Consider the following 17,983-nt stretch of genomic DNA (forward strand, 5'->3'; position numbering starts at 1 on the left):
TCTCGAACAGCCTTGAGATCACCCGGGGGAACAGGGAAACAAGGGAGTAAGCGGTGCGTACCAGGAAGGAGATGCGTCGTCTCGCCGACGCGCTCATCGAGCCCATCCGGGTGCCGGTGCCCGCCGAGCCCGAGGTCCTGTTCAACGCACTCGTCGACTCCGTCGGCGCCTGGCGGGGACGTGAAGTACTCGTCCACCGGGCGGCGTTCCCGCCGCACACCGCGAGCGGACTGTGGCTGGAGCGGGAGAGCCACGACGACGTGGTGGTGGACGAACGGGCCGCCGTGTGGCACCAGATCGTGATCTTCTGCCACGAGGTGTGGCACATGAACCGGCGGCGGATGGAGGCGGAGGCCGGAGCGAAGTCGAAAGCGGGCTCCGGCGGTCGCCCGGGTGGTCCCACGGGACGTCAGGCCATTGCCGCCCGGACCGACTTCAGCCTCGCCGAGGAGCAGGAGGCCGACCTCTTCGGGATGCTGATGGGCCGTCGGCTGAGGATCTGGCTGGACGCCTCCACCGACTCCGTGTTCGCCGCCGGGGGCGGCGGCTCCGGCGAACCGCAGGACCTCGCCGGACGCATCGGGGCCGCGCTCAACCACCGCGGGACGAGACGATGAACGGCCTGATCAACTACGTGAGCTGCGGGGCGCTGTGGCTCGGTCTGCTGGTGCGGGCCCCGGATCTGCTGCGGCACCGGCACGATCCGTATCTGCGGGCCATCTGCGCCGTGCTGGGGCTGGCCGGGCTCTGCTTCTTCCTCGGGGCGCCACCGACGGTCGGCGCGGTCAACCGGCTCGGCGGGGTGCCGAACCTGGCGGCGCCGCTGACGTACGCGGCGATCATCGCCTACTGCGCCGCCTCCCAGGTCCTCGTCGTCCACTGGCGCGGCGGGCCCGGGGTACGCCGTACCGCCCGCCGCTGGATCCTCGCCTGCACCGGCGTCGTCACCGTCGTCGCGGTGGCCTTCGCCCTCGGGGACGCCCCGGTGGAGCGCCGCACCGACCTGGACACCTACTACGCGACCACCCCGTTCCTCGCCCAGATGATCGTGCTGTACCTGGTCACGCACCTCACCGCGGTGACCGTGACCGCGGTGACGTCGCTGCGCTGGGCGCGCCGGGTGCGGGGCGGGCTGCGGGCGGGCCTGACGCTGATGGGGGCGGGCGCGCTGTGCGGCGCCGGCTACAGCGTGGCCAAGCTCGTCGCGGTGGCCGCCCGCTGGTCGGGCCGGGACTGGTCGGCGCTCGGCACCGCCGTCTCGCCGGCCGCCGCGGGGCTGGGCGCGCTGCTGACGGTCGTCGGGGTGCTGGTGCCGCTGGTGACGCCCCGGGTGGCCCGGTGGGGGCGGGCCCGGCGGACGTACGCCCGGCTCGCACCGCTGGAGCGGGCGCTCGACGACCTGCTCGTCCGCCGCACGCTGCGGCTGCCCCGGCCCCGGCTCGCCTCCCCCGCCGCCCTCCTCGTGTGGCGTCAGACCAGCATCCACAACGCGCTGAGCCACCTGGACTCCTACTTCGACCGGGATCTGTTCGACCGGACCCGCGCGTCCGCGCTCGGGACGACGGCCGATCCCGAGTGGGCCGAGGCCGCCGCCTGGGCCGCCGTGATCGTCACCGCCGTGCGGGACGAGGCCGCCCCCGGGCACCACCTGCCGCCGGCCCGCGGCACCGGGCGGCTCCTCGACCGGATCCCGGGACCGGCCGGACTGGCCCGCGTCGCCGACGCCCTGCCCGGCACGGCACCGGCCGCCCCGGTGACGCGGCCCGGGACGGCGACGCGGGCCGCGCCCGTGCCGCCGGCGGCTCCGGCACCCCCCGTACCGGCGCCCACCGCACCGACGGGGGCCGCATGAACCGCAACGGGCGCACCGGCCGTGTCGGGCGCGCCCCGTCGCGAGGGGGGTGTGGGGGATGAGTCTTGTCGTGTATGTGGCGGCCGTCATGCTGGGGATCTCCTCCGTCCTGGTGCGCCGCCGCCCGCGCACCGCCCTGCGCGACCCGCTGACGCTGTCCACCTGCGTGGCGATCGCGCTCGCCGCCCTGGTCTTCGTCTGCGCCGCCCCGGCGACCCTGGCCGCCGTCAACGAGCTCACCGGCATCCCCAACTTCGGTGCGCCGCTGACCTACGGGATGCTCTCCGCGTACAGCTGCGCCGCGCTCGTCCTGCTGATCAACTGGCGGGGCGGGCCCCGTGAGCTGGTGCGGCGCCTGGTGCTGCGCGGCGTCGCCGCGTACGGGCTGCTGGTGCTCGCCATCGTCGTCCTGTTCGCGCTCGCCGACGCGGACACCGAGCGGCTGACCGACCTCGACACGTACTACGCCAACACCCCGTTCATGCGGGAGATGATCCTGCTGTACCTGCTCGGGCACAGCGCGGCCATGCTGGTCATGTGTGCCATGTGCCTGAAGTGGGCCCGCGAGGTCACCGGACTGCTGCGCACCGGGCTGCGGCTGATCCTGCTGGGCACCCTGCTGGACGTGGTGGGCTTCCAGCTGACCAAGTACACGGCGGTCGTGGCCCGTTGGAACGGGCACGACCTCGACTTCCTGTCCACCGCCGTCGCCCCGCCGATGGCCTCGCTGGGCGCGGTGCTGTGCTCGGCGGGGTTCGTGCTGCCGCGGCTGCTGCCGCCGACGCTCGCCCAGTGGCGGGGACTGCTCGACCACCGGCGGCTGGCATCCCTGTGGTGCCTCGTGCGGTCGGCGTCCACCGCTCCCAGGCCGCCCACCGCCTGGTGGCAGCTCCCCCAGGTCCGGCTCCAGTGGCGCGAGGTGTCCATCCACGACGCCCTGCTCGCCCTGGCGCCGTACTTCGACCACCGCGTCCGTGAGCGGGCGCGGGACGACGCCCTGGCCGCCGGGCGCTCCCCCCACGAGGCCAGGCTGGCGGCGGAGGCCGCCATGCTCGCCGATGCCGCGCGCCGGGCCGCCGCCCGTGAGGAACCGCCCCAGGCCGACGGCAGCTACCGGCTGCACGCCACCGAGGTCTCCGGCACGAGCGGTCTGGTGGAACTGGCCCAGGCGCTGGAACGGGTACGGGACCGCCCTCCCGCCGGCGCCGCCACCTCACCCCCCATGCCCCCCACGCCCCCCGCACCCGACGGCGCGGGGCCGAACTCCATGGCTGGACCCATGGCAGAACCCGAGGAGCCCCATGTCGCGTAGAGCTGTCGTCATCGGTGCCGGGCTGGCCGGCATGCTGGCCGCAGCCGCCCTGTCCGACGCCGGGGCGGACGAGGTGACCGTGCTGGACCGCGACGACCTGCCCGAGGACCCCGGGCACCGCCGGGGCCTGCCGCAGGGGCACCACGCGCATCTGCTGATGCCGGGCGGGCTGGACGCGATGGAGGGGCTGCTGCCGGGCGTGGATCCGCGGGGGCGGCTGCTCGCCGCCGGTGCGCACGAGGTCTCCCTCAGCTCGGGCATGCTGGCGCTCACCTCCGAGGGCTGGCTGCGGCGGTGGCGGCGCACGGGACCGGTGATGCTGACATGCACCCGGCCGCTGCTGGACTGGGTGATACGGACCGCGGTGCTGGACCACGCGCCGGTAAAGATCCGCAGGGCGGCGGTGACCGGGCTGACCGGCTCCGCCGGGCGGGTGCACGGGGTACGGGTGACGGTGGCCGACGACGGCGGGCACCGTGACGAGGAACTCGACGCGGATCTCGTCGTCGACGCGAGCGGGCGCGGTACGCGGGTCGTGACCTGGCTGGACGAACTCGGCCTGTCCGGCATCCGGGAGCGGACCGTGGACTCCGGGCTGGTCAACGCGTCACGCCTGTACCGGGTTCCGGAGGGTGCGGAAAGGTTCCCGCTGACGATCGTGCAGGCGAACCCGTTCGTCTCCCGGCCCGCGCGGAGCGCGATGGTCATGCCCGTCGAGGGCGGCCGGTGGCTGGTGAGCTGCGGCGGCTCGCGCGGCGGTGAGCCGCCCGCGGACCCGGAGGGCTTCCTGCGGTACATGCTCGACCTGCCGGACCCGATCGTGGGCCGGCTGGTCTCCGGCGCGCAGCCGCTCACCGACATCCATCTGAGCCGGTCGACGAGCAATGTGCGGCGGTATCTGGAGAAGGCGCCCCGGTGGCCGGACGGCTTCGTGGCACTCGGGGACGCGCTGGCCACCTTCAACCCGGCGTACGGGCACGGCATGTCGGTGGCCGCGTTCGGCGCGCGGGTCCTCGGCCGGGAGCTGAACGGGGTGGCGGGCGACCTCGGCGCGCCCGGTCTCGCCCGGCGGGTGCAGCGGGGCGCGGCACGGGTGGCGGAGGGGGCCTGGTCCATGGCGGTCAGTCAGGACGTGCTGTACCCGGGGGTGCGCGGCGGTGCGCCGACCGCCGCCGACCGCGTCGTCTCCGCGTACACACGGCGCGTCACGCGGGCGGCCACCGGTTCGTACCCGGCGGCCTCCGCGCTCTGGGGCGTCACCGGTCTGCGGACGCCCCCGGCCCGGATGTTCCACCCGGCCACGGTGCTCGCCGCCCTCGCGGGCTCCCCACTGCCCCCGTCGACCCTGCCGCCTATGACTCCGGGCGAGCGGAAGGTCCTCGAACGGCTGGATCGTACGGGGGGCTGAGCGGAAGGGATGTCACGGACGGGAGTCGGGACCCGCGTCAGCCCGCGAAGGCGGGCTGGGCGACGCCCGTGCCCGCGCCCGGGACGACGAGGAGCGAGCCGGCCAGCGGGGGCGCGGGGTCCAGGCCCACCCGGGCCGTGGTGATGTACAGGTCGGTCAGGCCCCGGCCGCCGAAGGCGCAGGCCGTGACGCGCGGGACCGGGAGGTCGATCACCCGGTCCAGGGCGCCGGCCGGGGTGTAGCGGCGTACCGCCGCGCCGTCCCACAGTGCCACCCACACACAGCCCTCGGCGTCGACGGTGAGGCCGTCGGGGAAGCCCGCGCCGTCCTCGACCTCGGCCAGCGGGCGCCTGCCGGTGACCCTGCCGGTGTCCGGGTCGTGGTCGAACACGTCGATACGGCGGGTGGGGGTGTCGATGTAGTACATCAGGCGCCCGTCGGGGCTCCAGCCGGTGCCGTTGCTCACCGTCACGTCGTCGAGGACGAGTTCGGCGGTGCCGTCGCCGGTGACGCGCGCGAGCGTGCCGCCGCCGGTGGCCTCGTCGTAGCGCATGGTGCCGGTCCACAGGGTGCCGTCGGGGGCGACGGCGGCGTCGTTGCCGCGGCGGCCGGGGACGGGCTCGTGGCGCAGCCAGCGGAAGGTGTCGTCGGGGTCGAGCAGGCCGACGCCGTCCCGCAGGTTGAGGACCAGGCCGCCGCCCGCGCGCGGCTTGACCGCGCCCACGTGCTGCTCGCTGCTGCGCAGGGTGCGCCGGCCGGTGGCCGGATCGTAGGTGTGGATCCGGGATCCCAGGATGTCGATCCACAGGAGGCGGCCGGCCGCCGCGTCCCAGGTGGGGCCTTCGCCCAGGGCGGACTCCGCCCGGACCGCGACCTCGTACGGGGCGGCACCGCTCTTCGTCGTCATGACACCCTCCGGTGGCCGAGGCGCTCGGACAGGTCGTCGGCGCCCTTGGCGGCGAGCTGTTCCAGCTCGGTGAGACGGTCGTCGCTCCAGCGGATCATCGGCACGGAGATGGACAGCGCGGCGACCACCTGCCCGGTGCGGTCGCGGACCGGGGCGGCCACGCAGCTGACGTCCGGGTTGGACTCGCGGCTCTCCACGGCGACGCCCCGGGCACGGATCTCCGTGAGGGCCTCGCGCAGGGCGACCGGGTCGGTGATGCTGTTGGGGGTCATCGCGGCCAGCCCGGCGTCGTCGGGCATGCGCGCGGCGAGTTCCCTCTCGGGGAGGGAGGCCAGCAGCATCTTGCCCACGGAGGTGCAGTGCGCGGGCAGCCGGCGGCCGGCCGCGGACACCATCCGCACCGCGTGGGTGGAGTCCACCTTGGCGATGTAGATGACGTCGGTGTCCTCCAGGATCGCCACGTGCACCGTCTCGTCGCAGGTCTCGGCGACGGACCGGGCCACCTGCTGGCCCTCGGCGGCGAGATCGAGATACTCGGCGTAGCGGGCGCCGAGCTGGTACGGGCGCACGCCGAGCCGGTAGCGGCCGGGCTGGCCGGTCACCGGGACGATGTACTTCCGGGCGGCGAGCGTGGTCACCAGTTCGTGCACGGTGGTGCGCGGCAGCTGGAGCCTGCGCACGATGTCGGGGGCGGAAAGCGTCCCGTCCCCGTCGAGGAAGAGCTCGAGAATGTCGAGAGCCCGGGTCACGGCTGGTACGAGGCGTCCCACGACCGGCCCCCTCCCTGTATGTCTCAGCCCGTTCGAGATATCAACAGGCGATCGGAATGACGAACACACAGGCTAACCATCCGGCCCCACCCGGGCAATGGCCTACCGGAGAGCCGACCCGGTTCCCGCCGGGCCCGCGAGTCCCGCCGGGGCGGCTGCCCCGTTCAGCGGCGGGGTGCGGGGGCGCCCAGTTCGCCGCGGAGGCGTTGGGAGCGGAGGACCAGTTCGAGTTCGAAGCGGCGGTCCGGGTCGTCGATCTCGTCGCCCCACAGTTCGCGGATCTGCCGCAGCCGGTAGCGGACGGTCTGCGGATGCACGCCGAGCCGTGCCGCCACCTCGGGCGCGCCGCCCCGGGTCTCCAGCCACGCCAGCAGCGTTTCCGCGAGCCGCCGCGCGTTGGTGGGGGCGCAGTGGGACAGCGGGGCGAGGCACCTGAGCGCGAGGTCGTCGATGAGTTCCTCGGGCTGGAGCAGCACCAGCGCCTCGGTGTGCTGGGTGCAGTGCAGCATCTCGCCGTCGGGCAGCAGTCCGCGTTCCATCAGGCGCAGGGCGGCCTCGGCCCAGCGCAGCGACTTCGCCGCGTCGGCCGGCGGCACCGGCGGGCCGATCGCGCCGGACCAGCCGGTGAGCGCGCGGTGCAGCAGTTCGGGGCGGCCGGCGGCGTCCGGCTCGGGGACGATCATGCGGGGCTGCTCGGACTCCATGTCGAGCAGCACCTCCTGGCCCACGGCGGGCGCGACCGCCTCGCGCGCGGGGCGCCGCAGCACGCCCACCGCGACCTTCCCGGGCAGCGGCCAGCCGATGCGGGCGGCCCGCTCGGCGAGCGCGTCGGCGGGATCGCCCCGGTGGTGTTCGGTGAGCAGGAGTTCCATCAGCCGGCGCTGCAGCCGCAGCCGCTCCCCGGCCTGGCGGGCGGCGGCCTCCGCGTAGCCGCGGACGGACTGGTCGACCAGTCCGTCCAGGTACTCGTAGCCCGCGTCGGCGAGTTCGTACATCGCGGGCGGCGGGATGTCGATGCGCTGGCCGATCTCGGCGAGCCGGCGCCAGGCCAGCCGGACACCGAGCCGGTAGATCGCCTGGAGCGAGTCGAGCGACCGTCCGTGCAGGCCCTCACCGCGCCCGAAGTCGTGGAACATGCCGGGCGGAACGGTGGGCCGGCCGGCCGAGTAGTCGGCGTGCTCGAGGTGCTGCACGAACACCTCGATGGCGCGGCGGATGCCGACGAGCGCCATCGGTTCGCCCGAGTCGTCGAGGACGACGGGGAGTTCCGGGTACTCGCGCTGGATCTCGCTCATGATCTCTTCGGCGAGCCCGGGGATCTCGGCCATGGCGGTCTCGGCGAACCGGTGCACCTGGGTGCGCGGTACGTCGTGCCAGGCGGAGCGGGCCGTGACGGTTCTGGACGCCGTCACCGGTCAACTCCCCTGGCCCGCTTGTTCGTAGGTGATCAACGGTGTGTTCGGCTGGTCGGGCCCGGCATCGAGCAGCGCGACCACGCCGAGCGCGGCGCCCACGGCGAGGACCGCGGCGAGCGCGACCGTCAGGGCGGCGGCGAGCAGTCTGGACATCTCAGGGACAGCCTCTCTGTCGGAGGTTTCCCCACCCCCGCACACTCGTCCGGCCACCCCTGCCCGTCGCCCCCCAGTGTCGAGTGCACATTGACACCGAGTCAAGGGGCGCCTACGGTTCCCGGCCCAGAGGGAGTACGGTCCCGGCCCGCAGGGGGTGCCGGATGGCTCCGCCCCTCTCGCACGCGCGTTTTCCTCCACGGAGTCGGCCTTGTCCGTGCCGATCCGTCCCGAGCCTCTGGAGTGCCCGGATGCGCCGTACAGCCTCCCCTTTCTCCCTGGTCCTGCTGGGCCTCGGCACGTTTCTGCTGGTGCTGGCACCCCTGCTGGCCTGGTACGTGCAGCCGCGTGCCGCGGTGAACCCGATCGACATCGACACGACCGCCGTCTACAAGGGCCGGGGCAGCGTGATCGACCTCGAGAAGGTCGAGACCGTGCCGGGTCAGACGATCACCGTCACCCAGAAGGTGCGCGGGAACGTCGAGGACAGCGAACGCAGCGGGAACGCCGTGTGGGACGTGACGACCACGGTCGACACCGACAAGTCGCTGCCGGCCGCCGATCCGCACGACGCGCTGGACTTCACCCCGCACCGCTGGGTGCTGGACCGCAGGACCACGAAGCCGGTGCACTGCTGCGAGGAGAAGCCGCACATCGAGGGCGAGGCGTACCTCAAGTTCCCCTTCGACGTGCAGAAACGCTCCTACCAGTGGTGGGACAACACCCTGGGCGACACGGTCGTGCTGCGTTACCGGGGCACCGAGAAGGTGCAGGGGTACACGGGCTACCGGTTCACCGCTTCGGTGCCGGCGACGAAGACCGGCACCCGGCTGGTGCCGGGCGCCCTCGTGGACGAGCCGGACCGGCCGCAGGTGCTGGCCGAGGAGTGGTACTCCAACCACGGCCTCGAGCTGGTCGTGGACCAGGCCACCGGCCGGGTGATCTACGCGCAGACCGGCCCGCGGCGCACGCTGCGGGCGCCGGGCGGGGACGAGGACGCGGCGGTGCTGCTGGACGCGGAGAAGCTCTCGTTCACGACCGACACGCAGAAGGAGGCCGTGCGGCAGGCGAAGCGCGACAGCGGGCAGCTGCGTCTGGTGGGCGAGACCGTTCCGGTCGGCGCGGCCGTGGCGGGATTCGTGCTCGCGGTGGCCGGTGGGGTTCTGGTGGCACGTGGCCGGAAGGAAGAAGAGCGTCCCGATTTGCCCCGTACTGCTCAGTAGACGCTCACGGAAGTACGTGACTTCGGGTCCAACAAGGTCCGAAATTGTCATCCCGGTGAGTAGCACTGGGGAACGTCTGGGCGAAAACTGTCCAACCCCACCCCAGCACGAGCCGTGCACAGCTCATGCCCAGGAAGGGCCCGAACGCCCTTCCGAGGCACGCGAGTTCCGATCGACGTCACCCCGCCCGTCCGAAATCCGTACCCACCCGCCCACCCCGTTCCGCACCCCCTGCGCCTCGCACACCCCCTGCATCACGCACCACTCCCCGGCCTTCGAACACCCCGCCCCGCACCTGTCCCGCGTACCCCACGCACGGTTCCGCACCCCGAGACGAGTTGGAGCACCGATGCCCCAGCACGTGCCCTCCCCGCTGCGCACGCCGCTCCCCGGCGTGCCGCAGCACCCTCCGGCACTCCCCGCGCGTCCCCGCCGGATCGTCTTCCTCGCCCACCGCGATCTGGACAACCCTTCCGCCGGCGGCTCCGAGCTGCTGGTCGACCGGCTGGCCGGCGGCCTGACCCGCATGGGCCACCAGGTCACCCTGCTGTGCGGGGGTCCCGCGGCGTTCCGCGACTACCGCGTGGTGTCGGCGGGCGGCACCTACGGTCACTACCTGCGCGCCCGTTCCGCCTTCACCCGTCGGGTCGGCGCCTGCGATCTGCTGGTCGAGGTGTGCAACGGCATGCCGTACCTGGCGCCGCTGTGGCATCGCGGGCCGACGCTGTGCCTGGTCAACCATGTGCACACCGACCTGTGGGGGATGCGCTTCGGCGGTCCGCTGGCTCCGGCCGCGCGGATCGGGCGCAGGCTCGAGCACTGGGCGCTGACCGGTGCCCGGCAGCACGGGCTGCTGGTCGCCGTCTCCCCGTCGACCGCGAACGCGCTGCACGGCATCGGCGTACCGCGCGAGCGGATCAGGGTCGTGCACAACGGGGTGGAGGAGCCCGGTCCGGGCACCGGGCGTTCCCCGGAGCCGCTGTTCGTGGCGGTGGGCCGGCTCGTCGAGTACAAGCGGATCGATCTGCTGCTCAGGCTGTGGGAACGGGTGCGGCCGGTCACCGGCGGCCGGCTGGTGATCGTCGGCGACGGCCCCGAGCGGGAGCGTCTCGAACGCCTCGCCGGTCCCGGTGTCGAGTTCACCGGCCATGTCTCCGAGGCGGAGAAGCACCGTCTGCTGTGCGCGGCCTGGCTGCTGCTGCATCCCTCCGCGGTGGAGGGCTGGGGCCTGGTCGTCACCGAGGCGGCCGCGCGCCGGACCCCGGCCGTCGCCTTCGACGTGCCCGGCCTGCGGGACTCCGTGGTGGACGGCGAGACCGGTGTGCTGGCGCGCGGCGAGTCCTCGTTCGCGGCGGCCTGGTGCGCCCTCGCCCTGTCCGGGGCCCGGCGGGAGCTGATGGGCGAGGCGGCCCGGGAGCGCGCCACCCGTTACCGCTGGGACCGCACCGTGCGGCAGTTCCGCGCGGTGGCGGCGGAGGCGGTGCGGGGCCATCGGCCATGAGCGGCGGATCCACGGGTGACAGGAGCATGACCGGCAGCGGGCCGGGTGACGGAGAGCCGGGTGACAGACGTATGGGCGGCGGGACGGGCGGCAGGGGCACGGCCGGCGGCGCGCCGGCCGGCGGCCGGCTGAGGGACCCCTCACCACGCCGCTCCCTCGCCCTCTTCCGTGCCTTCCTGCGTGAGCAGGAGGACCCCGACGCCTGCTACGCGCTGCTCGCCCGGGACGCCGCCGACCAGGTCGAGGCGTACGGCGGTCCCGTGGCGGGCCGGGTCGTGGTCGACGTCGGCGGCGGCAGCGGGCACTTCACCGAGGAGTTCCGCCGCCGCGGCGCGGACGCCTTCCTCTTCGAACCGGACGTGCGGGAGCTGGCCGGGAAGCCGCCCGAGGGGACCGTGATCGCGGACGGCTACCTGCTGCCGCTGTGCGACGGCGCCGCGGACGTGACGTTCTCGTCCAACGTCCTGGAGCACGTGGCAGATCCGCAGACCTTCCTCAGCGAGCTGGCCCGGGTGACCCGGCCGGGCGGGCTCATCTATGTGTCGTTCACCAACTGGCTGTCGCCGTGGGGCGGGCACGAATGGGCCCCGTGGCACTATCTCGGCGCCGAGCGGGCCCGCGCCCGCTACCGGCGCCGTACCGGCAGGCCCGCCAAGCACACGCTCGGCGAGAACCTCTTCCCGGTGCACATCGGTACCACCCTGCGGCAGGTACGGGGCCGCGCCGACGTACGCATCGTCTCGGCGCGTTCCCGCTACTGGCCGTTCCTCACCGAGACCGTGGTCAAGGTGCCCGGTCTGCGTGAGTTCGCTACGTGGAACCTCCTCCTCATCCTCCGGCGGTGTCCCGAATGACGACCACGGTCCAGGCTCCCCCTCCGGCAGCCACCCCTCGTACCGCGACCGCCGCGGGCCCGCCCCGGGACCCGCGGTCGCGGCGCTGGCTGCTGGGCTTCTGGGCGGTGATGTTCGTCCTGCTCCTGGCGGTGCAACCGGGACGGCAGACCTTCGACACCAAGCTGGGTGTCACCGTCGACCCGGGACGGTTCCTCGCCGACCTCGGCCAACTGTGGCAGGACCAGGGATCGTTCGGCGGGGTCAACAACCAGTACACCGGCTACCTGTGGCCGATGCTGCCGTTCTACTGGCTGTGCGACCTGGTGCGGCTCCCGGTGTGGCTGGCCGAGCGGCTGTGGCTGTCGCTGATCGTGTCCGTCGCGTTCTGGGGCGCCCTGCGTCTCGCCGAGCGGCTGCGTGTGGGCGGCGGGGCGTCCCGGCTGCTCGCGGCGGCGGCGTACGCGCTGTGGCCGCTGTTCACGACGGTGATCGGCTCGACGTCGGCCGCCGCCCTGCCGGGCGCGTTGCTGCCGTGGGTGCTGCTGCCACTGACGGACGAGCGCTGCACGGCCCGGGTCGCGGCGCTGCGCTCGGCCCTGCTCGTCCCGTTCATGGGCGGGGTCAACGCGGCCTCGACGCTGGCGTCGCTGCTGCCCGTGGGCCTGTACCTGCTGTCCCGGCCGCCGGGGCCGCGCCGGCGGAAGCTGATCGCCTGGTGGGCTCCCGCCGTGGCGGTGGCGACGGCCTGGTGGTGGATCCCGCTGCTGCTGCTCGGCGTGTACGGCGAGAACTTCCTGCCCTACGTCGAGACCGCGCAGACCACGACGGACACCATGGCGGCCACCGAGGCGCTGCGCGGGGCCGGGAACTGGGTGGCCTATCTGCACTTCGGTGAGGCGTGGCTGCCCGCGGGCTGGACCGTCGCCTCCTCGGCGGTGGTGATCGTCTGCTCGGCGCTCGCGGCCGGTCTGGGCCTGGCGGGGCTGGCCCGGCGGGACCTGCCGGAGCGCCGCTGGCTGGTGCTGACGGTGCTGGTGACGGTGCTGGTGCTGCTCGCCGGGTACGGCGGCGCGTTCGGCGCACCGTTCCACGGGGTCGTGCAGGACTGGCTGGACGGCTGGCTGTCGCCGTTCCGCAACGTCTACAAGTTCCAGACGGGCCTGGCGCTCGCCCTGGTCCTGGGCCTGGCCCATCTGGTGGGCACGGCCGCCCGGTCACGGCACGCCGACGAGGCCGGCCGGCCGAGCGGGCCCCCCGAAACGAACGAAGCGGGCGGGATCCGACGGCGGGTGCGGGGCGGGCGCTTCGCGCCGCTGGTCGCGGCGGTGCTGATCCTGCCGGGGCTGGTGTGGCCGTACCTCAACGGCTCGATCCTCAGCCCGGGTTCGTTCCAGGAGATCCCCACGTACTGGCGGGCCACGGCCGACTGGCTGGAGGAGAACTCCCCCGACTCGCGGGCGCTCGTCGTGCCGGCGACCGCGCACGGCATCCACACCTGGGGCTCGACCATCGACCAACCGCTCGACGTGGTCGCCGACTCCCGCTGGGCACAGCGCGACTACGTGCCGTTCGGCACCCCGGGCAACCGTCGGGCCATGGACGCGGTCGAGCAGGCCCTGCTGACCGGCGCCGAAGTACCGGGGCTCGCCGACTACCTGAGCCGCGCCGGCCTCTACTACGTCGTGGTCCGCAACGACCTCGACCCGGACCAGGTCGGGCAGGTGCCGACCACGACGGTCAAGCGCACCCTCACGCAGTCCGGGTACGAGCGGGTCACCGGGCTCGGTCCGGTGTCGACCGGCGGAGTCATCGCGAACGACACCCCGCTCCAGGTCGAGGGGCTGTACCCGCAGCGGCGGGCGGTGGAGATCTACCGTCCGGCCGGGGCGGACGTCCGGCGTCCGGGGCCGGCCTCGCTGGCCCCGATCGCCGACACCGCCGTGGTCTCCGGCGGCCCGGAGGCGCTGCTGCCGCTGGCCGGCGAGCTGCGCGGCCGGCCGGCCGTGCTGACCGGCGACGCCCATCCGGGGCTCGGCACCCCGCCGTTGCAGGTGACCGGCGACGGGATGCGGTACGCCGACACCCGGTTCGGCCTGGTCAACTCCAACACGTCGTACACGTACACGGCCGACGAGCGCAACGCGCCCGACGCCACGCAGGGCGCGGGGGAGAAGCCGCACCAGATCCTGCCGACGGAGGGCCTGGACCATCAGACGGTGGCCGAACTGCGCGGCGCCCGTACGGTGTCGGCGTCCTCGTACGGCAACTGGCTGTTCCATCTGCCGCAGTACGACCCGGTGAACGCCTTCGACGGCAACCCGGAGACGGCCTGGGCGGAGGGTTCGGCCGGCTCGCCGGACGGGCAGTGGCTGCGGATCGCCTTCGACGACAGCTACGAGATGCCGGACTCCCTCGGCATCGTCCCGCTGTCGCAGGACGGTGTGCGGGCCGCGGCGACCAAGGTACGGGTGGAGACGGAACGCGGGTCGGAGACCAGTTTCCTCCAGGCGAACGGCACCAAGCAGGACGTCAAGGCGCCCGAGGGCGCGACGGACTGGATGAAGCTGACGATCGTCGACTCGGTGGCCCGGCACTCCGGTCTGGGCGGCGCGGGCTTCTCCGAGATCGACCTGCCGGACGTGCGGGTGACCCGGCTGCTGCGGCTGCCCACGGACGCGGAGAACTCGACCGCCGGCGCGCAGGTCGTCTCGCTGCACCGCTCCGCCGACCCGACCGGCCTGTCCCCGACGGGCACCGAGAACGGACTGCACCGCGTGTTCACCACGGGCACGGCGGGCACGTACGAGGTCGAGGCGAGCGCGGTGGCCGTGCCGGGCGAGGCGCTGGACCGCCTGCTGTACGACGTGGCGCCCGAGCAGCAGGCCCGGATCACCGCCACCGCCGACTCCACCGCCCGCCTCGGCGCGGGCCTGAGCGCACGCAACCTCACCGACGGCGACCTGACCACCGCCTGGATCGCGGGCGACAAGCCCGTCGTCCGTCTGAGCTGGGACGGCAAGCAGCCGGTGGGCGAGATCGTGCTGGCGGCCGCGGGCGGCCTGTCCACCCGGCCGACCGAGGTGCACATCGGTTCCCCGGACGGCGCGGCGATCGCGGGCGTCGACGACAACGGCATGGTCCGCTTCCCGCCGATCACCACGGACCGGCTCGACATCACCATCACCCGGACCGCCCCGCTCACCCTGCACAACCCCGTCGTCGGCGACGACCTGAGCCTGCCGGTGGGGCTGACGGAGGCCTACGTACCGGCGCTCGACGCGTACCGCACCCCGCAGCCGTCCGCCGACCGGGAGTTCACCCTGGCGTGCGGCAGGGGACCGGTGCTCGCCGTGGACGGCGAGCTGTACGAGACCGGCGTGAAGGGCACGGTCGGGGACCTGGTCGAGCGGCGTCCGGTGGACGTGACGCTCTGCCGGGAAGGGAGTGACGAGACGGCGTTGGAGCTGTCCACCGGCAAGCACCGGGTCGAGGCCGGTGACGCGGGACCGCTCACCGTGACCTCCGTGACCCTGACCCGCGGCACCGTGCCGGACGCTTCGGCGGCCGGGCGCGAGCTGGAGGTCAAGGACTGGCTGGGCGACCGGCGGGAGCTGTCGGTCGGTTCCGGAGCCGCCTCGTACCTCACGACGTACGAGAACCACAACGACGGCTGGACGGCCACCCTGAACGGCGAGGAACTGACCCCGCTGCGGCTGGACGGCTGGCAGCAGGGCTGGCGGATCCCGGCGGGCGAGAGCGGCACCGTGAAGCTGTCCTACGGTCCGGCCACGACGTACGACGCCGCTCTGATCGGCAGCGGGGCCGGGATCGCGGTGCTGATCGGGCTGGCGCTGTGGCGCCGGAAGGCCGAGAACCCCGACGCCCCGCAGCCCGAGCCGGCGGCGCCCGGACCGTGGCTGGGCACGGTGGCGCTGACGCTGGTCGGCGTGGTCGTCGCGGGCTGGTGGGCACTGCTGGTCCCGGCGCTGGCGCTGCTCGCGTGGCGCAGGGCCGCCCTGCTGGTGCCGGTGGCGCTCGCCGCCCTCGCGGGAGCGGGGACCGCGGCGGCCCTCGGGGCCGGGGAGCCGGCGGGCGCGGGCGAGGGCGCCTTCGGACACCTGGCGCAACTGCTGGCGCTGATCGGCCTGTTCGCGGCGCTGGTGAGCCTGGGCGGTCCGGGGTCCGGGCGAGCGGTGCGGGAGGACGGCTGGGGGTCCGGCCGGACGGACGACGGGACCGGGACGGCCACGGGCGGGCCCGGGGCCGGGCCCGCAGCGGCCGGGGCCGGTTCCGCCGGGTGGCAGCGGTCCTCCGACGGGCCGGACCACCACACGGCCGAGCTGCCTCCGGTGCCCTCACGCGTTCCGGCGCACCGGCCGCCGCCCGGCCCGGAGACGTCCACCCGGCAGCTTCCCCGCGCCCACGGCACGGAAGGCCCGGACGGCTCCCACGGCTCGGCGGGAAGGGGCGGCACCGGATGACCGCACCCCTTCGCATCCCGTTCCCCGTGGTGGACGAGGTGTCCCGGCACTGCCTTCAGGAGGAGGAACCGGAGACGGTGCACATCGAGGTGCACCTCCCCGGGGAACTGGACCCCGGCCGCCTGCGCAAGGCGTTCCTCGAGGCCCTGCGCCGGCACCCGCGCATCCTCATGCGCGAGGCCCCGGGCCCCTGGTACCGGCGCCACTACGAGTGGGAGCTGACCGGCGAGCCCGACGTGGAGGTGGTGCGCTTCGCGCCGCCGGGTGCGGGCGCCCTGCGGGACGCCCGCACCCGGACCCTGACCCAGGCGCCCCCGCTCACCGCCTCCCCGCCGATCCGCCTGGAGCTGGTGAACGCCCCGGGCCCCGGCGACACCGTCCAGGCCGGCGCGGGCGGCGGGGCCGGCGGGGCCGGCGGGGCCGGCGGGGCCGGCGAGAGGGTGGGCGCCGCGCTGCTCCTCACCGTCAACCACACCGCGCTCGACGGCCCCGCCTGCCTGCGCATCCTGGCCACCGCCGCCGAGATCTACGGCGGCAGGGACAACTCCGCCGCCGCCCCGCCGGTACGGCGGCCCGAGCCCGCGCAGTCCGACGCGCCGGACACGCCCTCCCCCTGGTCGCCGCCCGCCCGGGTGGCCCCCGGCACCCCGGACCCGGGCCACCGCACCGGCAACGGGCTGATCGTCTCCGAACTCCCGCTGCCGCACCGGCCCAAGGCAGCCCCGTACACCGTCAACGACCAGCTCATGGTCGCCACCGCCCTGACCCTCGCCCACTGGAACCGCGAACGCGGCGCCCGCCCGCGCCCGTTGCGCATCACCATGCCGGTGGACGACCGCCCCAGGGACGCCACGATGCCCATCGGCAACGGCACCCGCCTGGTCGAAGTCCCCTTCGGCCTCGCGGAACTGGACACCGCCGACCTGCCCGGCCTGCTCCACCGCACCGCTCTGCGCACCCGTGCCCTGAAGTCCCGCTCCCGCCCCCAACTGGGCCGCGGGGCGAATCTGCTGACCGCGCCCTGGGCCCCGGTCGCCGCCCGCCGGGTCCTCGCCCGCACGCTGCGCAGGGCCGCGGCGCCCCTGCTGTCGACCACGCTGCTCAGCAACATCGGCCGCATCCCGTACCCGCTGGACTTCGGCGAGGAGGCGGGCAGCGCACACGCGGTGTGGTTCTCGGCGCCGTCCCGGATGCCGCGCGGCCTCACCTTCACCACCGCCTCCACCGCGGGCCGGCTCCATCTGTCCGTGCGCTGGTCCCGGGCGCTGCTGGGGCAGGCGGACGGCGCCCGCCTCCACGACCTCTTCGCGCACCACCTGCACTCCACGGAGGCAACCCCGTGACGGCCACCGCGACCAACTCGACCACCGCCTCCACCGCCTCCCCGCCCCGCGACCTGCGCGACTTCTACGAGAACCCCGCCGTGCCGGTGGCCTCGGGCCCCTCCCGCAGCCTCCGCCAGGCCCGGATGCTCGCCGGGGCACTCGGCCCGGCCGGTGCCCAGGGCGCGCGGACGATCCTCGACATCGGCTGCGGCGACGGTTCCGCCGCGGCCACGGCCGCGCCCCTCCTGCACGGCCACCGCCTCGTCGGCGTCGACTGGTCCCAGGACGCCCTGGCGCGGGCCCGCACCCGGATGCCGTACGCGGTGCGCGGCGAACTCACCGACGGCGGGCTGCCGTTCGCGTCCGGGGCGGCCGACGCGGTGCTGTTCAGCGAGGTGATCGAGCATCTCGTCGACCCGGACGCGGCCCTGGAGGAGATCCACCGGGTGCTGCGCCCCGGAGGCCATCTGATGCTGTCCACCCCCAATCTGGCCGCCTGGTACAACCGTGCGCTGCTGCTGGCCGGGGTGCAGCCGGTGTTCTCCGAGGTCAGTCTGCGCGGCATCCACGGCAGGCCGGGCTCGGAGGTGGTGGGACACCTGCGGCTGTACACCGCCCGCGCGCTGCGGGAGTTCGTCGCCGCGTCCGGTTTCACCGTCGTACGCCTCGAAGGCGCTCCGTTCCACGGGGTGCCGCGTCCGCTGCGGGTGCTGGACCGGCTGGCCTGTGCCCGGCCGCCGCTCGCCTCGATCCTGCTCCTGCACGCCCGCCGGACGTAAGGGGGACCGGGGACGATGTGG

14 protein-coding genes are annotated in these 17,983 nt (G+C 74.3%); 10 read left to right on the forward strand and 4 right to left on the reverse strand.

The window, feature by feature from the left end; translation table 11 throughout:
• Positions 1-53 precede the first annotated feature (53 nt).
• The 4 genes from ACFWVE_RS00505 to ACFWVE_RS00520 are packed head-to-tail and all read left to right on the forward strand — an operon-like array spanning position 54 to position 4,572.
• Complete coding sequence (locus ACFWVE_RS00505; RefSeq protein ID WP_384006677.1) at positions 54-617, forward strand: toxin; 564 nt, start codon at positions 54-56, stop codon at positions 615-617.
• Complete coding sequence (locus tag ACFWVE_RS00510; RefSeq protein ID WP_384006680.1) at positions 614-1,852, forward strand: MAB_1171c family putative transporter; 1,239 nt, start codon at positions 614-616, stop codon at positions 1,850-1,852. Before ACFWVE_RS00505 ends, ACFWVE_RS00510 begins: the two co-directional genes overlap by 4 nt.
• A gap of 58 nt (positions 1,853-1,910) precedes the next feature.
• On the forward strand, positions 1,911-3,164 hold the full coding sequence (locus ACFWVE_RS00515; RefSeq protein ID WP_384006683.1) for an MAB_1171c family putative transporter: 1,254 nt from the start codon (positions 1,911-1,913) through the stop codon (positions 3,162-3,164).
• On the forward strand, positions 3,154-4,572 hold the full coding sequence (locus ACFWVE_RS00520) for an FAD-dependent oxidoreductase (protein ID WP_384006686.1): 1,419 nt from the start codon (positions 3,154-3,156) through the stop codon (positions 4,570-4,572). The genes ACFWVE_RS00515 and ACFWVE_RS00520 overlap by 11 nt, the downstream gene beginning before the upstream one ends.
• A 37-nt stretch (positions 4,573-4,609) precedes the next feature.
• Here the strand turns inward: ACFWVE_RS00520 and ACFWVE_RS00525 are convergent, their stop codons facing one another.
• From ACFWVE_RS00525 to ACFWVE_RS00540, 4 genes are all read right to left on the reverse strand, one after another.
• The gene (locus ACFWVE_RS00525; protein ID WP_384006689.1) at positions 4,610-5,479 is read right to left on the reverse strand and encodes an SMP-30/gluconolactonase/LRE family protein; all 870 of its coding nucleotides are present in this window, start codon (positions 5,477-5,479) and stop codon (positions 4,610-4,612) included.
• Positions 5,476-6,249 (reverse strand): IclR family transcriptional regulator, encoded by a 774-nt coding sequence (locus tag ACFWVE_RS00530; protein WP_384006692.1) that lies wholly within the window; start codon positions 6,247-6,249, stop codon positions 5,476-5,478. Before ACFWVE_RS00530 ends, ACFWVE_RS00525 begins: the two co-directional genes overlap by 4 nt.
• Positions 6,250-6,413: 164 nt before the next feature.
• Entirely contained in the window at positions 6,414-7,661 is a 1,248-nt protein-coding gene (locus ACFWVE_RS00535; protein WP_384006695.1) for a PucR family transcriptional regulator, read from the reverse strand.
• Between the two features lie 3 nt (positions 7,662-7,664).
• Complete coding sequence (locus tag ACFWVE_RS00540) at positions 7,665-7,817, reverse strand: hypothetical protein (RefSeq protein WP_384006698.1); 153 nt, start codon at positions 7,815-7,817, stop codon at positions 7,665-7,667.
• A 251-nt stretch (positions 7,818-8,068) separates the two neighbouring features.
• On the opposite strand from ACFWVE_RS00540, the gene ACFWVE_RS00545 reads away from it, so the two are divergent.
• The 6 genes from ACFWVE_RS00545 to ACFWVE_RS00570 all read left to right on the forward strand — a co-directional run bounded on the left by ACFWVE_RS00545 (position 8,069) and on the right by ACFWVE_RS00570 (position 17,962).
• Positions 8,069-9,040 carry a DUF3068 domain-containing protein gene (locus ACFWVE_RS00545; protein ID WP_384006700.1) on the forward strand — a complete coding sequence of 324 codons (972 nt, stop codon included), beginning with the start codon at positions 8,069-8,071 and terminating at the stop codon, positions 9,038-9,040.
• Between the two features lie 349 nt (positions 9,041-9,389).
• Positions 9,390-10,541 (forward strand): glycosyltransferase family 4 protein, encoded by a 1,152-nt coding sequence (locus tag ACFWVE_RS00550; RefSeq protein ID WP_384006703.1) that lies wholly within the window; start codon positions 9,390-9,392, stop codon positions 10,539-10,541.
• A 71-nt stretch (positions 10,542-10,612) separates the two neighbouring features.
• Complete coding sequence (locus tag ACFWVE_RS00555; RefSeq protein ID WP_384007054.1) at positions 10,613-11,395, forward strand: class I SAM-dependent methyltransferase; 783 nt, start codon at positions 10,613-10,615, stop codon at positions 11,393-11,395.
• On the forward strand, positions 11,392-15,858 hold the full coding sequence (locus tag ACFWVE_RS00560; RefSeq protein ID WP_384006706.1) for an alpha-(1->3)-arabinofuranosyltransferase family protein: 4,467 nt from the start codon (positions 11,392-11,394) through the stop codon (positions 15,856-15,858). The genes ACFWVE_RS00555 and ACFWVE_RS00560 overlap by 4 nt, the downstream gene beginning before the upstream one ends.
• A complete protein-coding gene (locus ACFWVE_RS00565; protein ID WP_384006708.1) occupies positions 15,855-17,201 on the forward strand; it encodes a condensation protein in 1,347 nt (448 codons plus the stop codon). Before ACFWVE_RS00560 ends, ACFWVE_RS00565 begins: the two co-directional genes overlap by 4 nt.
• The gene (locus ACFWVE_RS00570; RefSeq protein WP_384006711.1) at positions 17,198-17,962 is read left to right on the forward strand and encodes a methyltransferase domain-containing protein; all 765 of its coding nucleotides are present in this window, start codon (positions 17,198-17,200) and stop codon (positions 17,960-17,962) included. Before ACFWVE_RS00565 ends, ACFWVE_RS00570 begins: the two co-directional genes overlap by 4 nt.
• The last annotated feature ends 21 nt before the right edge of the window (positions 17,963-17,983 follow it).

This window comes from Streptomyces sp. NPDC058632 (assembly GCF_042717095.1).
GTDB lineage: Bacteria > Actinomycetota > Actinomycetes > Streptomycetales > Streptomycetaceae > Streptomyces.